This is a genomic window from Pelagibius marinus, assembly GCF_014925385.1.
Taxonomy (GTDB): Bacteria; Pseudomonadota; Alphaproteobacteria; order Kiloniellales; family Kiloniellaceae; genus Pelagibius; species Pelagibius marinus.
The window spans coordinates 270,825-287,024 of record NZ_JACSDK010000009.1 but is presented as its reverse complement, the minus strand read 5'-3'; the positions used below and the strand labels follow the sequence as shown (position 1 = coordinate 287,024).

Below are 16,200 nucleotides of genomic sequence, written 5' to 3'. Positions count from 1 at the left end.
CCGGATGTACATCTATCAGGAGCTTGCGGCCCGGGCCGCCGCCGGGGATCCCGTCCGCGTCGGCCTCATCGGGGCGGGAAAGTTCGGCAGCATGTTTCTGTCCCAGGTCCCGACGACGCCGGGGCTGGAGGTCGCGGTCATTGCCGACCTCGCCCCCGACCGCGCCAGGCAGGCCTGCAAGGACGTCGGCTGGCCGGACGAGCTGACGGCGAAAACTCGCTTCACCGATGACGCGCCCGCCATGATGCGGGCGGGCGGCGTCGACGTGGTCGTCGAAGCGACGGGCAATCCGATCGTCGGCATCCTCCATGCGCGCGAAGCCATTCGCAATGGCCTGCACATCGTCATGGTGAATGTCGAAGCCGACGTCCTCGCCGGCCCGCTGCTGGCCGAGGAGGCGCGGAGCGCCGGTGTCGTCTATTCCATGGCCTATGGCGACCAGCCCGCGCTGACCTGCGAGCTGGTCGAGTGGGCGCGCGCCACCGGCTTCGAGGTGGTGGCCGCGGGCAAAGGCACCAAGTACCTGCCGAGCTACCACGCCTCGACGCCCGACACGGTCTGGGACTATTACGGCCTGACCCGCGAGCAGGCCGCCGCCGCCGGCATGAACAGCCAGATGTTCAACTCCTTCCTTGACGGCACCAAGTCGGCCTTGGAGATGGCGGCCATCGCCAACGCCACCGGCCTGGAACCGCCATCGGAGGGCCTTCAGTTTCCGGCGGCAGGGATGGACGACCTCGCGCATGTCCTGCGTCCGCTCGCGGACGGCGGGCAACTGGAAGACAAGGGCCAGGTTGAGGTGGTGTCCTCGCTGGAGCGCGACGGCCGCCCGGTCTTCAAGGACCTGCGCTGGGGAGTCTACGTGGTCATCGAGGCACCCAACGACTACGCCGCCGCCTGCTTTCGCCAATACGGCATGAACACGGATGCGTCGGGTCGCTACTCGGCCATGTACAAGCCGTTCCACCTGATTGGCCTGGAACTGAATATCTCGATCCTCTCGGCGGCGCTGCTCAAGAAGCCGACCGGGTCCACTCAGGGCTTTCGCGGGGACGTGGTCGCCACCGCAAAGCGCGGCCTGAAGGCGGGAGAGGTGCTGGACGGCGAAGGTGGCTTCACCGTCTGGGGCAAGCTCTTGCCGGCGGAGAAATCACTGCGGCTCGGCGGCCTGCCGATCGGCCTCGCCCACAAGGTCGTCCTGAAAGCAGATATCCCCGAAGGCCGGCCGATCAGGTGGCAGGATGTCGACGCCGACAAAACCCTGGACGCGGTGAAGTTCCGGCGGGAGATGGAGCGCCGCCTGAGGGGCCGCGCCGCCGCTTAGCCGCAAGAAGGCGGTTCCTCGCAGGACATCCGGAACCCGGGGGTTCCCCGCCGCCGCCCTCCCGGCGATCGCCCGCCTTCCGGGCCGCTAGGTCAGCGGCCAGGGCAGGCGCACGAACTCCTGCAGCAGACCCGGCGGGAAGTCGCGTCCCAGCGTGCCGGCCAGGAAGCATATGAAGCCGATGGCGATGGCCGTCAGGATGACACTGCGCAGCCAGGAGACATTTGCGCGGATGCGCAGGAAGGTGATGAAGAAGATCGTCGCCGCCAGGATGAAGCCCAAGAGGCAGGACAGCACCAGCAGGAAGGCGAACCATCCCAGCGTCGCCCAGAGGCCGTGCGGGGCGCTCGCGTCCTCGCCGCCGCGCTCGAAATCGGCGAAGAACGCATGCTTCTCCGGCGCGCGTATCATCTGGATCAACAGCGCCAAGCCGCAGACCAGGGTCACCGCGCCGACCGTGACCGGGAAGATCTTGTCCCCCATCCGGTGGATGCCGAGCGCGTCGATCCAGGCGACCGACAGGTAGCCGAGGATGCAGATGAGGAAGATCAGCGGCGCGCGCTTGCCGCCGGTCGGCGGCGTGTCCGAGCCCAGGATGTGCTTGGCCTGGCGAACGCCGATGATGATCGAAATGATGATCAGCGCCAGGATCACCAGGACGATGGGCGAGGCGACGTACTCCAGCCCGTCCATGAGGCCCTGGCGGAAGCGCGCGCCGGCGATCTGGTTGGCCATGTTCGAGAAGGACTCGGCCTGGGCCGAGAGCACGAATCCGATCAGGAAGGCCGGGCGCGAGAACTCGAAGCGGCGCAGGAAGATGCCCAGCACGCCCACCGCCATCAGCGCCGCCAGGTCGCCCAGCGACTGGCGCGACTGGAAGGCGGCGAAGGCGATGACCATGAAGAGGAAGGGGGCGACCAGGGTGAAGCGGATCGTCGTCAGTTTTGCGATCTGGTTGGAAAGGGCGATGCAGAGCCCGGCGCCCAGCACGTTGGCGATGGCCAGCGACCAGACGATCGTATAGGTGATGTCCAGGTTGTGGCGCACCATGTGCGGGCCGGGGTCGTAGCCCAGCAGGGCGAGGCCACCCAGGAAGACGGCCATGCTGCCCGAACCCGGGATGCCGAAGATCAGCGTCGGCACCAGGCCGCCGCCTTCCTTGGCGTTGTTCGAGGATTCCGGGCCGATGACGCCGCGAATCTCGCCCTTGCCGAAGCCGCTCTTCTCTTTGGTCGACTGCACCGTGAAGCCGTAGGCGATCCAGTCCACGACCGAGCCGCCGAGCCCCGGGATGACGCCGACCATGACGCCGATGGCCGAGCAGCGGATCGACAGCCAGATGTTGCGCCACCAGTCGCGCACCCCGTCGATCCAGCCTTTGCCCAGGCCGCCGGACTTGGAAATCGCCCGGTCCTGGCGCAGCAGCGAGACGATCTCGGGAATCGCGAAGATGCCCAGGCCGACGATGACCAGGGAGAGGCCGTCGATCAGGTAGGGAATGTCGTAGGTCGCCATGCGCAGGCTGCCGCCCGCGGCGGCTTCGCCGATGGTGCCGACCATGAGGCCCAGGCCTGCGGCCACCACGCCCTTCAGCGGAATGCGCCCGGCCAGGATCGCGACCATCGACAGGCCGAGGATGGTGATCATCAGCATCTCCGGCAGGCCGAAGGCGAGGATGAGCGGGCGGGCGATGAGGATGAAGAAGGTCAGGACGGTGGCGCCCAGCAGGCCGCCGAACAGCGAGGAGATGAAGGCGGCGGAAAGCGCGCGGGCGGCTTCGCCCTTCTTTGCCAGGGGAAAGCCGTCCAGCACCGTCGCCTGGCTGGCGGTGGAGCCGGGGATGCCCAGCAGCACCGAGGCGAAGGTATCGGATGTCGGCACCACGGCGATGAGGCCGACCATGAGGGCCAGCCCGGACACCGGATCCATGCCGAAGATGAAAGGCAGGACCAGCGACAGTCCGGCGATGCCGCCCAGTCCCGGGAAGACCCCGACCGAGAGTCCCAGGAGAACGCCGACGAACAGGAACATCAGCTGTTCCGGCTGGAGAATAAGAGAAACTGCCTCGCCAAGGGCGGGCAGCGCTGTCGCGAACAGGTCCATAGGTTACTCTTAGCGCAAAAGGCGCGCCGGCCCCACCCATTGGGTGGAGCCGGTCACCAAAGTCGCTTCTATTTCAGCGTGACGTCGTAGTCTGTCTTCAGCCAGTCGAGCACGAACTGCTTGGCCGAAGGTGGGACAGTGGTCGCCAGCTTCTTCGCGTTGTCGGCGGCCTTGCCGGTCATCTGCGGATCCTTGCCCAGGGTCTTTTCCGCCATCTGCGCGAAGTCGGGACGGGCATGGATCTTCTTGAAGGCGGCCTCATAGCCGTCGACGACTTCCTTTGGGGCCGTCTTCGGCAGGAAGACCATCTTCTGGGCCGGGAAGCCGGCGATGAAGAAAGCCTTCCAGGCGTCCCAGGCGTCGCCCTTGGTCTCGCAGGCCGCCGTCTTCTCGCAGACCTCCTTGAAGGTCGGGATGTCCGGGAAGGTCGGATCGCGCACGATGTTGCCGTCGTCGTCCAGCGAGCCCCAGGTCATCATCGGCACGGCCAGGCCTTCCTCGACCATCGGCACGACGCTGCGCAGATAGGCCGGCGAGGTCTGGTAGTCGATGTTGGCCTCGCCCCGCTCGAACATCAGGCGGCCGTCACCGCGACCCTCGATGCCGAAGACCGGCACGACGTTCATGCCCAGCATCTTCCAGGCCAGGTTGGCGACCAGGTCCAGGCGCGTGGCGCCCTGGCTGCCCCAGATGAAGTCGATGTCGCCCAGGTCGTCGGCGTCGCCGTCGAAGCGCTTGGCGATGTCCGGCGGCAGGTAGCTCACGCCGCCCACGCCGGAGGCCAGCACGACCTGCCAGTCGCTGTACTCGTAACGCACGCGCGGATCGCCCAGCAGGTAGGGGAACTGGGTCGAGCCCGAGGAGCCGAAGATCAGCGTGCCGTCGGCGGTATCCTGCTCCTGGAACCAGTTGGCGCCCTTGGTGGAGCCGGCGCCGGGACGGTATTTCACCACGACGGTGGGATTGCCGGGCAGCGCCTCGCTGAGCAGCGGCGCGTAGAAGTTCGCCCAGCGCGCCGAGCCGCCGGATTCCGAGAAGGGAATCACGAACTCGACGGTCTTACCCTCAAGATTGAATTCTGCTGCGTTCGAAATTGCTGGGGTTGCAAGGGCCGCGGCGGCGGCAAGGCCAAATGCCACCCCACGGGTGGTCTTAAAAACAGACATATTGTCCTCCCTCGAGTGAGTCCCGCCCAAAAAGGTGTTGTCCTGCACTAAATTTTTCCGGTGCGTGCTGCCCGGTTGATATCACCTTACTGAGGTCTCTTCCTTGCGCCAAGCACTCAGGGATTACTTATGTGCGATGACTATTACTTTCGTGTGCAATGACTTCCTGCCCCTGGCGGGAGCATGTTGAGTTGAGTTCTAATGATGGCCGCACGTCGGCCATTTGCGCTTTCCGACCGCCTCACTTGAAGGACGACATCCCATGGCCAGGCCACAGGAAGTTCCCAAGATCGATTGCTCGCCCGAGGAATGGGAGATGCGCGTCGACCTCGCCGCGGCCTTCCGCCTGGTCGATCTCTACGGCTGGTCGGACCTGCTGGCCACCCACCTCTCGGCGCGCGTGCCGGGGCCGGAGGACCATTTCCTCATCAACCCCTTTGGGCTGATGTTCGACGAGATCACCGCCTCAAGCCTGGTGAAGGTGGACCAGGAGGGCAACATCCTCTCGCCGACCGACTACACCATCAACCCGGCCGGCTTCGTCATCCACGGCGCCATCCACATGGCGCGTCCGGACGTCGCCTGCGTGATCCACACCCACACCCGTGCCGGCACCGGCGTCGCGACCCAGAAGAACGGTCTTCTCCCGATCACCCAGCACGCCATGGCGGTGATCGCCCAGACCGGCTATCACGACTACCAGGGCATCGCGACGGACGTCGCCGAGCGCGAGAGCATTGTGCGCGACCTGGGCGACAACAACGTGCTGATCCTGCGCAACCACGGCCTCCTGACCGTCGGGCGCACGGCGGGCGAGGCCTTCATGTGGATGTACCGGGCCGAGCGCGCCTGTTACATGCAGCTCTCCTTTCAGCAGTCGGGCGCCGAGCTGAACTACATCCCCGAGGACGTGCAGCGCACCACCATCGAGCGCAACAAGTTCAACAATTCCGAGAAGGGCTACCGCCCCATCGGCAAGGTCGAGTGGCCGGCGCTGCGCCGCAAGCTCGACCGTCTTGATCCGTCCTACAAGGACTGATGCGCAAAGGACGGAGGTTTCCCTCAGGCATGAGGGTCTGTTCACGAACTCGAGGCAGAGGCCGCAAGGATCTCTCCCGTTTTCCTTGCTGTGTGAGACGGGCCGCCTAGCGGTAGGGCGAACGCTGCGGACGCACCATCATCTCGGTGACGCAGGCGTTGGCCGGCAGGGTCACGGCCAAGGCCGCCATCTCGGCGATGTCCTCGACCTGGACACATTTTGCGGGATCCAGCCGCTCCGGGTTGGTCATCTGCGTATTGACGAAGCCGGGGTGCAGCAGCGTCACGCGCACGCCGTCCTCGCGGACCTCTTCGAAAAGCGCCTTGGCGAAGCCTTCCAGGCCGTGCCGGCCGGCACAATGGGCCGCCATCTTCGCCATCCCGATCTTGGCGTAGATGCCGCAGAGATAGAGGTAGGCGCCCTCGGCGGCGCGGACCGCCGGCAGAGTCAGGGCGGTCAGGCGCATCGGGGCGTGAAGGATGCCCGCGAGGGTGCGATCCCACTCCTCGAAGCTTTCGGGCGCCGTCGGCACGGAGCGGCCGCCGGCCGCCGTCCAGATCACCGCGTCCAGCCTGCCGCCGCGCGAGGCCCAGTCCGCCAGGGCGGTGACCTGCTCGGGGTCCGTCAGTTCGGCCTGAAAGCTCTCACCCGCGCCGCCGGCCGCGGACACGGCCGCCAGGGTTTGCGCCAAGGCGTCTTCCTTGCGCCCGTGGGCCAGCACCGTCCAACCCGCGCCGGCCAGGCGCACGGCGATGCCGCGGCCGATCCCGCCGCTGCCGCCGACAATCAGTGCCCGCTTCGTCATGACTGTCTCCCCTTTTGCTTCGCCCCGGGTGCCAGGGTCCGTCTTATGGGGAGATGCTAGCTTATGGTGCCGCCTGCCCGCATCACACGGGGAAGCCACTGTCCGTTCCCGCCGATCAACCCGGCGGCTGTGGGACAGGGGCCAGACAAGAGATTGCGCGGCGGCGATACTGATAATCGTTCGCATAATTTCGCGATGCCGCGGCCCGCCCCTGGAGGCGGCCGCCGCCGCCGCCTCGCCGCATGAGATCGGTGAGATCATCACCAGGCTGGTGCGTCGCGCCGCCGAAGACTATGCCGACGCCGTGGAGGACGACGGCAGCGTCGCGGAGGATTTTGAGTATCAGGCCGCCTTGGGCTTCACGCGGGCGGCGGGAAGCTGGCTGGCAAAGCTGGAGGCGACCGGCGCCCCTGCGGACAAGGTCGCGGCCATCCGCGAACAGCTGGAACTCATCGAGCCCGCCTGGCCATTGCTGGTGCCGCCGGCCCAGGCACCTGTCGAACCCTCGCTGCTCTATGGTGCCGCCGCGCGCATCGAGATCGCCACCCTGAAGCTTAAGGGGTAGCCGCCCGATCAGGGGCGCTTGTCACTGGCCAAGGGCCGCGGGGCGCGCCAAGTTGCCCCGCACAGCTTCAGCGCTGTCTTGTTTGCCTGCCTGCCATTCGAGACCGACGGGAGAGCCACGATGACGAAGCCTGTCTCGCGCCGCCTGCACGCGGCGCTCTGGACGCTGATCGCCCTGCTCACGGCCTTGCTGGCCACGGCCCCGACGCAGGCGCGGGCTCAGGAAAGTCTCGCCGGGCTTCACATCGACCCGGACAGGATTTCGGTTTCCGGGATTTCCTCGGGCGCCTTCATGGCCAGCCAGCTTCACATCGCGCATTCCGAACTGATCATGGGCGTCGGCCTTGTTGCCGGCGGCCTCTACAGCTGCGCCGCCATCAGCGTCGACGCGGAAGGCGGCGAACTCGCCGGCTCGGTCAGTCGCGCCCTCGACCGCTGCATGGCCGCCCGGCCGCCGGTCGCGGCGGCGGAGACCTTTCGTGCGCGCACGGCGGAGCTTGCCGCGGGCGGCTGGATCGACCCCCCGGACGGCCTGGCCGGCGACAGGGTCTATCTCTTCACCGGCCGGGCGGACAAGACGGTGAGCCACATCACCGTGGAACGCAGTGCCCAGCTCTATGAAGCTTTTGGGGTCGAGCCGGGGAACATTGCGCTGGAAAGCTTTCGCGCAGAACCGCCGGCGCCGGGCAGCGAGGCGGGCCATTCCTGGGTGACCGAGGACTGCTGCCAGCCCTGCGCGGTCACCGGCCCGCCCTTCATCAACGACTGCGACTACGACCAGGCCGGTGCGATCCTGAAGCATATCTACGGCCCCCTGGCGCCCAAGGCCGCGAACCTGACCGGCGAGACGATTCTCTTCGACCAGCGCGAGTTCGTGCCCGCGGGTCAGGCCGTCATCAACGGCCTGGACGAAACCGGCGCGCTTTACGTCCCGGCGGCCTGCGCGGCGGGGGAGACCTGCCGGCTGCACGTGGTGCTGCACGGCTGCCAACAGGCGCGCGAGGTGCTGGGCGATGGCTTCTACAGCAGAATCGGCATGAACGAATGGGCGGACAGCAACGGCATTGTCATTCTCTATCCCCAGGCGCACAGCGTCACGCGCGCGGACCTGGACGCCGCCTACCCCGGCCGCTGGTTCCGCAACGGTTTTGCCGTCAACCCGAAGGGTTGTTGGAACTGGTGGGGTTACGCCTACGACGACCACTTCGCGCTGAAGGATGGCGTCCAGGTCAGCGCGATTTTTGGCATGATTCAGCGGCTGACGGGCGGCGACAAGGAATAGGGCCGAGGACCCGCCGCCTCACGAGGCGCGCCCAGCTTGCCGCTGAAGACCTTTTCCCTGGTCACCACGGAGGGAGATGTATCCTCTTTGGTTCCGGCGCTCGGCCAACCATGGGCTGATCTCCGGCTCGCATTGCATCATCGGGTTGGCGAAGCCGGCGGCCTTTGTCGGCAAGGCTCTCTTTTCTTGCGGTTGGTGGCCAGGGAATGGGCTAAAATTTCACGGCTCGCAGACTGGCCAAATGGATCAGGTAAAAGCGGATGCGCAAGGCTCTCCTCATCGCTGCGTCGTTGTTCTACGCCTTCTTCGCCGCGACGTTCGCAGGCCCGGTCGCTGCGGAGCCCGTCAACGTGAACATCGGCGTCTCAGACAATCTCGGTCCGAGAATCTCCCGGATCATGGAGGAGCATCCGGACGTCTGTGAGCAGGATGACTTCTTCTCGGACCAATGGCTTCGTACGTCTTTGGAATTCGTCCTGGTCTGTCGCGCAATCCGTCTGGGAGGTCTCGAAGCGACCTACACCATCTACAGCTTCCCGAACTCCGCGCGGACGCGGGGGGAGCTTCTGGCGGGCAGAGTCGCGATCATGGTCGACCTGCCGTGGAACGATTTCGCGCAGCACGAAGACCTGTATCAAAGCGATGCCGTCTTGCGGGTCGGTGACTTCGTCAAGGGCATCTACACGCGGCCGGACCACACGGAGCTGCTGAAGGTCAGGACGCTGGAGGAGCTGAGGAAATTCACGGCCGTCTCCAGCGATACCTGGGTCTACGACTGGGCCGCCCTGCAGCGTATGAATATCACGACTTCCACCGTTTCCAGGTATGAGCTGATGGGCAGGATGGTGGAAAAGGGCAGAGCAGATTTCCTGGTCGGCGAGTTTCCCGGCGCAAGCGACCTGTCACAGTACATCAACGGCTTCAGGTTCGTTCCCGTGCCGGGCATAAAGATCGCTCTTCCCGGTTCGAGGCATGTCGCCATTTCCAAGCGGGCCCCCCACGCCAAGCAGATATTCGACGCGGTTCAGATCGGCCTGAAGATCTTGCGCGACAGGGGGCTGATCAAAAAGGGCTATCAGACCGTCGGTTTTCTCAATCCGCTGATCGAAACGTGGAAGGTCCTGTGCTGCGAGGACGTGTCCTGATCTGTCGGTCAGGCTCCAGCGAACACGCCCGACGGCCCCCGGGCCTCACGCCGGTTTGTCGCTCTTGCGGGGGAAGGCCTTTTCCATGGCTTCGATCGTGGGGAAGGCGTCGTCGCTGAGGCCGGCTTTGAGGCCCTGTTCGACAGCCCAGGCGATACGCTTGGCCGCGGCCTCCGCCATCAGCGGCTCGATGCCCATGTCGCGCAGCATTGTCGCCGCCTCGCTCATCTCCGCAGAGCGCCGCGTGCCGTGCAGCGCCGAGCGGGAGGTGAGATAGCGCGCCCGCTCCGGCCAGTCGAGGCCCGGCAGGCTGGGCTGCAGAGACTCCAGCACCCGTTGCGTGGCGCCGAACTGGCTGGCCGCCGCCACGCATTCCAGGAACAGTGCCTCGACGCCCTTGATCATGATGGAGCGCAGCATCTTGGTGGCCGAGGCCGCGCCCAGGGTCACGCCGCCGTCTTCCACGTTGAAGCCGAGGGCCGCCAGCTTCGCCGTGGCTTCCGCCGCCTTGGGGCCGCACAGCAGGATCGGCACCTTGTGGCGGTGCTTGGGCACCGGCGAGAGGATGGCGCCGTCCAGCACGTCGCAGCCGCTGGGCTTCAAGGCCTCGGCGACCGCCAGCTTGGTGCGCGGCGCCGCGGAGTTGAGATCAATGTAGATCTGGCCGGGCTTCAGGTGCGGCGCCGCGGCCTCGGCCACGGCGACGGCCTGTTTGGCGACCACGGTGGAGAGCACGATCTCGCCGGCGGCAACGGCCGGGCCCAGGTCGTCGTGGCAGACCGCGTTCAGGGCCGCGGCGGCGGCGCGCAGTTCCGCGCTGTCTTCGCCCTGCAAGCGGATGTCCCATAGATGGATTTCCAGCGCGGGGTTTTGCTCGCGCAGGCCGGTCACCATGGCCCGGCCGGCTTCGCCGAAGCCGATGAAGGTCAGGGCGCCGGGCGCGCCGTCTTGCTGCTCACTCATGTCGCTCCTCCGGATGGGCCCAGGATATAGGGCCGGCCGGCGGCGGGCGAGCCGGCAGTCGCCGCCGCTTTAGAAATTCTGTGCCGAGACGATAAGAAACGTGTGCGCGGCGGCCGCGTTCGGCCGCTCAGCCCTTTGCCGTGCCGCGCTTGTGCGCGGCCTGCTGAGCCAGCGCGACAAAACGCCGGGCGGCGGCTGAGTGATCGCTCTTGCGCGCGACCAGGCGGATCGGCGCCGTCAGGCCCGAAGGCGCGCTCAGCGGGCGGTAGACGATAGACTCGGCCTGCAGCCCACTGAGCGACTGCGGCACCAGGGTGACGCCCAGGCCCGCCGCCACCAGGTTCAGGGTTGCGGTGATGCGCGGGGCTTCCTGCTCGTTGCGCGGCGTGAAGCCGGCGGCGCGGCAGGCGCTGACGATGGCGTCGTAGAGCCCGGGGCCGGAGGCGCGGCGGTAGAGAATGAAGGGCTCGCCCGCCAGGGCCGCGAGGCGCAGCGGGCGGCGCGACGCGGTGGCCAGGCGGTGGCCCGCCGGCAGGGCCGCGACCATGGCCTCTTCCAGCAGGTCGTAGAGCGCCACGCCCTCGGCCGGCGGGATGGCCGGGCGGATGAAGGCGACGTCCAGGCGCTCGGCCTGCACCGCGGCGACCAGTTCCGACGATCCCATCTCCTCCAGGGTCACGGTGACCCGGGGATGGGCGCTGCGGAAGTCGCGCAGCAGGCGCGTGACGAAGGGATGAAAGGGCGCCGAGGCGGTGAAGCCGACGGCGAGGCGGCCGAGCTCGCCGCGTGCCGTGTGCCGCGCCCGGGCCAGCGCGCCTTCGACCTCCGCCAGGATGCGCCGTGCGTCCTCCAGCAGGCTCTCGCCCGCCTCGGTCAGCTCCACGCCGCGCGGTTTGCGGCGGAAGAGCTGCACTTCCAGTTCCGCCTCCAGCGCCTTGATCTGCTGGCTCAGCGGCGGCTGCTGGATACCCAGGCGCTCGGCGGCGCGGGTGACGTGGCCTTCCTCGGCCACGGCGACGAAATAACGCAGGTGCCGTAGGTCCATGCCATATGATTCAGATATGAATAACGGCTTATCAATATATTGGATATCTGGGTCTCGGGCCAGTAGGAAGAAGGGGAACCTTTTCAGCAAAACCTTAAGCCCCGCGCTGCCCCGGCCAGACCTCCGGCGTCTTCCGGCGCAGCGGCGCGCCGGGGCCGGGAGGAGGGAAGATGACCTCTCAATCAAAGGGCCGGAGCCAGGACGCGGACCTCGGCGTCGCCATCTCCGGCGCCGCCCGCGGTCTCTTCGCTCGCCTGAGGGTGGCGCTCGACCGTCGGGTCGCTACCCTGTTCTTCTGGTGCAGCGTCAGCCGCCGTATCGAGCAGTTGTCGGCGCTCAGCGATGCCGAGCTGAGGCAGCTGGGGTTTGAGCGAAACGAGATTGTCGCGCGGGTTTACGAAGAGGCCCGCGGCGCGCAGGACCAGCAGCGCTAGGCCCGGCGGCGCAGGGCCATGGCGGTCTCGACCCTCTCGCGGGCCAGGGCGAGGGCGGCCTCGCGCGGCGCGACCTTGTCGTCGCGGCTGGCCTCCAGCACGGCGCGGGTGTTGGCGCGCACCTTTTCTTCGATGGTCTCGAAGGCCTGGCGCTCGCCGCCGCCGGCGAATTCCACGGCGCCGCAGATGACGCCGCCGGCATTGGCGATGAAGTCGGGGATGACGAGGACGCCGCGCTGGTGCAGTGCCGCCTCGGCCTCGGCGGTGATGGGGATGTTGGCGCCTTCGACCACCAGCGTGGCTTTCAGCTGGTCGACGTTGTCGGCGCGGACCACGTCGGGGCGGGCGGCGGGAATCCAGATGTCGCAGTCGACGCCGACCACCGCATCGCGGTCCAGCTTCTCTCCGCCCTTGTGGTCTCCCAGGCTCTTGCCCGCGTCCTTGAGGGCGATAAGCGCCTCGATATCCAGGCCCGCCGGATCGGCGAGCGTGGCCTTGGAGTCGGCGGCGGCCACCAGAACCGCGCCCTTCTCCGCCAGGAAGCGGGCGGCGTGCTTGCCGACCGAGCCGAAACCCTGCACCGCGACGCGCGCGCCTTGCAGGTCCAGCTCGCAGAAATCGCGCGCCACGTCGACGGCGACGCTGAGGCCGAAGCCGGTGGCGCCGATCTCGTCCAGCGGGATGCCGCCCAGGGCCGCGGGCAGGCCGACGCAGCGGCCGATCTCGTCGTAGACCCAGGCCATGCAGGTCTCGTCGGTGCCCATGTCCGGGCCGGCGATGTAGTCCTTCACATCGGCGATGGCGTCGGCGAAGGCGCGGATCAGCGGCTCCTTCTTCTTCCGCGGCGCCCCTGGGTCGCCGAAGATCACCGCCTTGCCGCCGCCGTGGCGCAGGCCCGCCGCCGCGTTCTTGAAGGTCATGGCACGGGCCAGGCGGAAGCATTCCTCGGTGGAGACATCGGGGGCCATGCGCACGCCGCCGATGGCCGGGCCGCGCACCACGTTGTCGACCACCAGCACGGCCTTCAGGCCGCTGTGCGCCTCGTAGATGTGGATGACCTTGGCGGGCCCCAGGTCGTCGCAGAAGCGAAAGGCGTCTTCCATCGGCTCTACCTCAGGTCATTCCGGTTCCTCGAGATCCTTCACGACGGCGGCGAGGAAGCGCGAGGCCTCGCCGCCCATGATGGCGCGGTGGTCGAAGGTCAACGACAGCGGCAGCACGCGGCGCGCGGCCAGCTGGCCCGCCTGCGCCACGGCGCGCTCGGCGATGCGCCCGGCCCCCAGGATCGCCACCTGCGGCGGCAGCACCACCAGGGCGGCGTGGCGGCCGCCGAACATGCCGAAGTTGGAGAGCGTGATGGTCTGGCCGCGCAGTTCCTCCGGCGGCACGCGGCGCGCGCGCACGTCGGCCTTCATGCGCTCCAGCCCCTGGCGCAGGTCGGCGGCCGTACGCCCGCCGACGTCGCGCAGCACCGGCACGAAGAGGCCGTCCTCGGTGTCCATGGCGATGCCCAGGTCAACCCTGTCGTGCAGGCGCCGGCCCTTGTCCGTACCCAGGAACCAAGCATTCAGCGCCGGTTCGGCGGTGCAGCCGGCGACGATGGCGCGCACCAGGCGCAGGGTGGCGTCGCTGCCCGGCGCCCAGGCGTGGATGTCGGCCTCTTCCGTCACCGTGGCCGGGACCACCTCGACATGGGCCCGGGCCATGTTGAGCGCCATGGCCCGGCGCACGCCGCGCAGCGGCTCCAGCGGTCCGGCCGCGCCGATGGCGGCGGCGGCGCGTTCCACGTCGCTGGCCAGCACCGCGCCCTCCGGCCCGCTGGCCGCCACGTGGGAGAGGTCGACCCCCAGGCGCTTGGCCAGGGCGCGTACGGCGGGCGCGGCCTTCGCCCCGGGCACGGCGGCAGCTGCGGCGGTTTCCTTGGCGGCTGGCTTCGGCTTCTCCGCCGCCGCGATACTGCCGACCACGGTGCCCTTGTCTTCGGCGGCCGCGCTTTCGAACTCGACCAGCGGCGCGCCGATCTCGACGATGTCGCCGGGCGCGCCGAAGACCTTGGCGATGCGGCCGGCCTGGGGCGAGGGGATCTCCACCACCGCCTTGTCGGTCTCCACCGAGACCAGCGGCTGGTCGGCCACCACGTGGTCGCCGGGCCCGACGTGCCAGGAGACGATTTCCGCGTCCTGCAGGCCTTCGCCGAGATCTGGCAGTTTGAAGGTCGTCATGTGTAGGCCAGCGTCTCGCGCAGCTTGCGCAGGATCCGCTGCTCCGTCGGCATGTAGTGGGCTTCCAGGCGCGGCAGGGGCATCACCGTGTCGTAGCCGGCGACGCGCCCGACCGGCGCCAGCAGGCTGACCAGCCCGCGGTCGGCCAGGCCGGCGGCGATCTCGGCGCCGACCCCGCCGCTCAAGGGCGCTTCCTGGACGATGACGCAGCGCCCCGTGCGTTCCACCGAGGCGAGGATGGTTTCCATGTCCAAAGGCTTCAAGGTGGCGACATCGATCACTTCGGCCTCCTTGCCCTCGGCGGCCAGGGTCTCGGCCGCCGCCAGGGTCTCCTGCAGCATGGCACCCCAGGACACCAGGGTCACGTCGCGGCCGTCGCGGAGCGTGAAGCATTGATCGAGCGGCAGCGCCGCGCCGTCGTCGGCGACGTCTTCCTTGGTCGCGCGATAGACGCGCTTGGGTTCCAGGAAGACCACGGGGTCGGGGTCGCGGATCGCCGCCAGCAGCAGGCCGTAGGCCTTGGCCGGCGAGGAGGGGATCACCACGCGGAGGCCGGGGATGTGGGCGAAGAGGGCCTCCATGCTTTCCGAGTGATGCTCCGGCGCGTGGATGCCGCCGCCGTAGGGCGCGCGGATCACCATGGGGCAGGAGAGCCGCCCGCGGGTGCGGTTGCGCAGGCGCCCGGCGTGGTTCAACACCTGGTCGATCGCCGGATACATGAAGCCCATGAACTGGTACTCGATTACCGGGCGGAAACCCTGGGCGCCGAGCCCGACGGCGAGGCCAACAAAAAGCGATTCCGACAGCGGCGTGTCGATCACGCGGGCCTCGCCGAAGCGCGCGAGCAGGCCGTCGGTGGCGCGGAACACGCCGCCGTCGATGCCGACGTCCTCGCCCAGCAGCAACACCGTCTCGTCGTCGCTCATGGCGCGGGCAAGCGCTAGTCGCACCGCCTCGACGAGAGCCAGCTCGCTCATGGCTCGTCACCCTCGGCGTCGTTGTTGGCCGTCACTTCGTCGCGCTGCGCCTCGAGGGCGGCGGGCAGTTCAGCGTAGAGGTGGTCGAACATGGCCGACGGCGGCAAGGCCGGCGTCGCCAGGTATTCTTCCACCGCCGCCTCGACCCGGGCCGCGCAGTCCGCGATCAGCGCTTCCTCCGCCTCCTTGGTCCAGTGGCCGGCCTCGCTCAGGTAGGTCCGCAGGCGCGCGACGGGGTCTTCCTTCCAGCGGGCGCTGACCTCGGCGTCGTCGCGGTAGCGGCTGGCATCGTCCGCCGTGGTGTGGTCGCTGAGGCGGTAGGTCAGCGCCTCGATCAGCGCCGGCCCGCCGCCGCGGCGCGCCCGCTCGACGGCCTCGCCCACCACGTGGCGCACGGCGATGACGTCGTTGCCGTCGACCTGAAGGCCGGGCATGCCGGCGGCGACGGCTTTCTGCGCCAGGGTTTCCGCCGCCGTCTGCCGGGCGCGCGGCACGGAAATGGCCCACTGGTTGTTGTTGACGACGAAGACCAGCGGCAGGGCCTGCAGGGCGGCGAAGTTCATGGCCTCGTAGACGTCGCCGCGCGAGGTCGCACCATCGCCGAAGACGCAGGCCGCCACCCGCGCCTCGCCGCGCAGCTTCAGCGCCAGGGCAACGCCGGCGGCCTGGGGCGCTTGCGTTCCGACCGGCACGCAGATCGGGAAGTCCTCGCGCGGCCCGGCGTAGTCGCTGCCGCGCTCGTCGCCGCCCCAGTAGAGCAGCAGCTCGGTCATGGTGACGCCGCGCAGGAACTGTCCGCCCTGTTCGCGAAAGGAGGGCAGCAGCACGTCCTCCGGGCGCAGGGCCTCGCCCACGCCGACGGCCACCGCCTCCTGGCCAAGCGAGGAGGCGAAGGTGCCGAGGCGCCCGGTGCGCTGCAACGACACCGCCTTGGCATCGAAGGTCCGGGTCAGCACCATGGCCTTGTAGAGCCGGGTCAGCGTCTCGGCGTCCCGGGCGAAAGCCGGCAACTCGCCTTGGACTTTGCCCTGCGCGTCCAGGAAGCCGGTGTGGTCGATGCTGAAGGACGCAACCTGCGACATGGAGCGGGCGCCTCTCGCTAATGACAATTCGTTCCCAGTATGACGCTAG

At 68.2% G+C, this 16,200-nt stretch carries 15 protein-coding genes; 6 read left to right on the top strand and 9 right to left on the bottom strand.

Annotated features, from left to right (window positions below; all coding sequences use genetic code 11):
• Positions 1–4: 4 nt before the first annotated feature.
• Entirely contained in the window at positions 5–1,324 is a 1,320-nt protein-coding gene (locus H7X47_RS11245) for an NAD(P)H-dependent oxidoreductase (RefSeq protein WP_193368762.1), read from the top strand.
• An 87-nt stretch (positions 1,325–1,411) separates the two neighbouring features.
• Here H7X47_RS11245 and H7X47_RS11240 read toward each other — a convergent pair whose 3' ends face one another.
• Both H7X47_RS11240 and H7X47_RS11235 read right to left on the bottom strand, forming a co-directional pair.
• Positions 1,412–3,427 (bottom strand): tripartite tricarboxylate transporter permease, encoded by a 2,016-nt coding sequence (locus tag H7X47_RS11240; protein ID WP_193368761.1) that lies wholly within the window; start codon positions 3,425–3,427, stop codon positions 1,412–1,414.
• 68 nt (positions 3,428–3,495) lie between these two features.
• Entirely contained in the window at positions 3,496–4,593 is a 1,098-nt protein-coding gene (locus tag H7X47_RS11235) for a type 2 periplasmic-binding domain-containing protein (RefSeq protein ID WP_193368760.1), read from the bottom strand.
• Positions 4,594–4,855: 262 nt separating this feature from the next.
• Here H7X47_RS11235 and H7X47_RS11230 point away from each other — a divergent pair, with 262 nt between their 5' ends.
• A complete protein-coding gene (locus H7X47_RS11230) occupies positions 4,856–5,632 on the top strand; it encodes a class II aldolase/adducin family protein (RefSeq protein ID WP_193368759.1) in 777 nt (258 codons plus the stop codon).
• 106 nt (positions 5,633–5,738) lie between these two features.
• Here the strand turns inward: H7X47_RS11230 and H7X47_RS11225 are convergent, their stop codons facing one another.
• Positions 5,739–6,437, bottom strand: coding sequence for an SDR family oxidoreductase (locus H7X47_RS11225; RefSeq protein ID WP_193368758.1), 699 nt, complete (start codon positions 6,435–6,437; stop codon positions 5,739–5,741).
• On the opposite strand from H7X47_RS11225, the gene H7X47_RS26620 reads away from it, so the two are divergent.
• The 3 genes from H7X47_RS26620 to H7X47_RS11210 all read left to right on the top strand — a co-directional run bounded on the left by H7X47_RS26620 (position 6,385) and on the right by H7X47_RS11210 (position 9,428).
• The gene (locus tag H7X47_RS26620; protein ID WP_496196152.1) at positions 6,385–7,002 is read left to right on the top strand and encodes a 4-helix bundle domain-containing protein; all 618 of its coding nucleotides are present in this window, start codon (positions 6,385–6,387) and stop codon (positions 7,000–7,002) included. The genes H7X47_RS11225 and H7X47_RS26620 overlap by 53 nt on opposite strands.
• Positions 7,003–7,122: 120 nt before the next feature.
• Positions 7,123–8,283 carry an extracellular catalytic domain type 2 short-chain-length polyhydroxyalkanoate depolymerase gene (locus tag H7X47_RS11215; RefSeq protein ID WP_193368756.1) on the top strand — a complete coding sequence of 387 codons (1,161 nt, stop codon included), beginning with the start codon at positions 7,123–7,125 and terminating at the stop codon, positions 8,281–8,283.
• Between the two features lie 260 nt (positions 8,284–8,543).
• Complete coding sequence (locus H7X47_RS11210) at positions 8,544–9,428, top strand: type 2 periplasmic-binding domain-containing protein (protein ID WP_193368755.1); 885 nt, start codon at positions 8,544–8,546, stop codon at positions 9,426–9,428.
• Between the two features lie 45 nt (positions 9,429–9,473).
• On the opposite strand, the gene H7X47_RS11205 is transcribed toward H7X47_RS11210, so the two are convergent.
• Both H7X47_RS11205 and H7X47_RS11200 read right to left on the bottom strand, forming a co-directional pair.
• Positions 9,474–10,391, bottom strand: coding sequence for an NAD(P)-dependent oxidoreductase (locus H7X47_RS11205; RefSeq protein ID WP_193368754.1), 918 nt, complete (start codon positions 10,389–10,391; stop codon positions 9,474–9,476).
• 127 nt (positions 10,392–10,518) lie between these two features.
• The gene (locus H7X47_RS11200; RefSeq protein WP_193368753.1) at positions 10,519–11,436 is read right to left on the bottom strand and encodes a LysR family transcriptional regulator; all 918 of its coding nucleotides are present in this window, start codon (positions 11,434–11,436) and stop codon (positions 10,519–10,521) included.
• A gap of 170 nt (positions 11,437–11,606) precedes the next feature.
• On the opposite strand from H7X47_RS11200, the gene H7X47_RS11195 reads away from it, so the two are divergent.
• Complete coding sequence (locus tag H7X47_RS11195; RefSeq protein WP_193368752.1) at positions 11,607–11,870, top strand: hypothetical protein; 264 nt, start codon at positions 11,607–11,609, stop codon at positions 11,868–11,870.
• Here H7X47_RS11195 and H7X47_RS11190 read toward each other — a convergent pair.
• Genes H7X47_RS11190 through pdhA form a run of 4 tightly spaced genes read right to left on the bottom strand, consistent with a single transcriptional unit; the run spans position 11,867 to position 16,151 of the window.
• The gene (locus H7X47_RS11190) at positions 11,867–12,973 is read right to left on the bottom strand and encodes a Glu/Leu/Phe/Val family dehydrogenase (protein WP_193368751.1); all 1,107 of its coding nucleotides are present in this window, start codon (positions 12,971–12,973) and stop codon (positions 11,867–11,869) included. The two genes, H7X47_RS11195 and H7X47_RS11190, sit on opposite strands and share 4 nt — an antisense overlap.
• Before the next feature lie 15 nt (positions 12,974–12,988).
• Positions 12,989–14,092 carry a dihydrolipoamide acetyltransferase family protein gene (locus tag H7X47_RS11185; RefSeq protein WP_193368750.1) on the bottom strand — a complete coding sequence of 368 codons (1,104 nt, stop codon included), beginning with the start codon at positions 14,090–14,092 and terminating at the stop codon, positions 12,989–12,991.
• Entirely contained in the window at positions 14,089–15,069 is a 981-nt protein-coding gene (locus H7X47_RS11180; protein ID WP_193368749.1) for an alpha-ketoacid dehydrogenase subunit beta, read from the bottom strand. Before H7X47_RS11180 ends, H7X47_RS11185 begins: the two co-directional genes overlap by 4 nt.
• A complete protein-coding gene (gene pdhA, locus H7X47_RS11175) occupies positions 15,066–16,151 on the bottom strand; it encodes a pyruvate dehydrogenase (acetyl-transferring) E1 component subunit alpha (RefSeq protein ID WP_193368748.1) in 1,086 nt (361 codons plus the stop codon). Before pdhA ends, H7X47_RS11180 begins: the two co-directional genes overlap by 4 nt.
• Positions 16,152–16,200 lie beyond the last annotated feature (49 nt).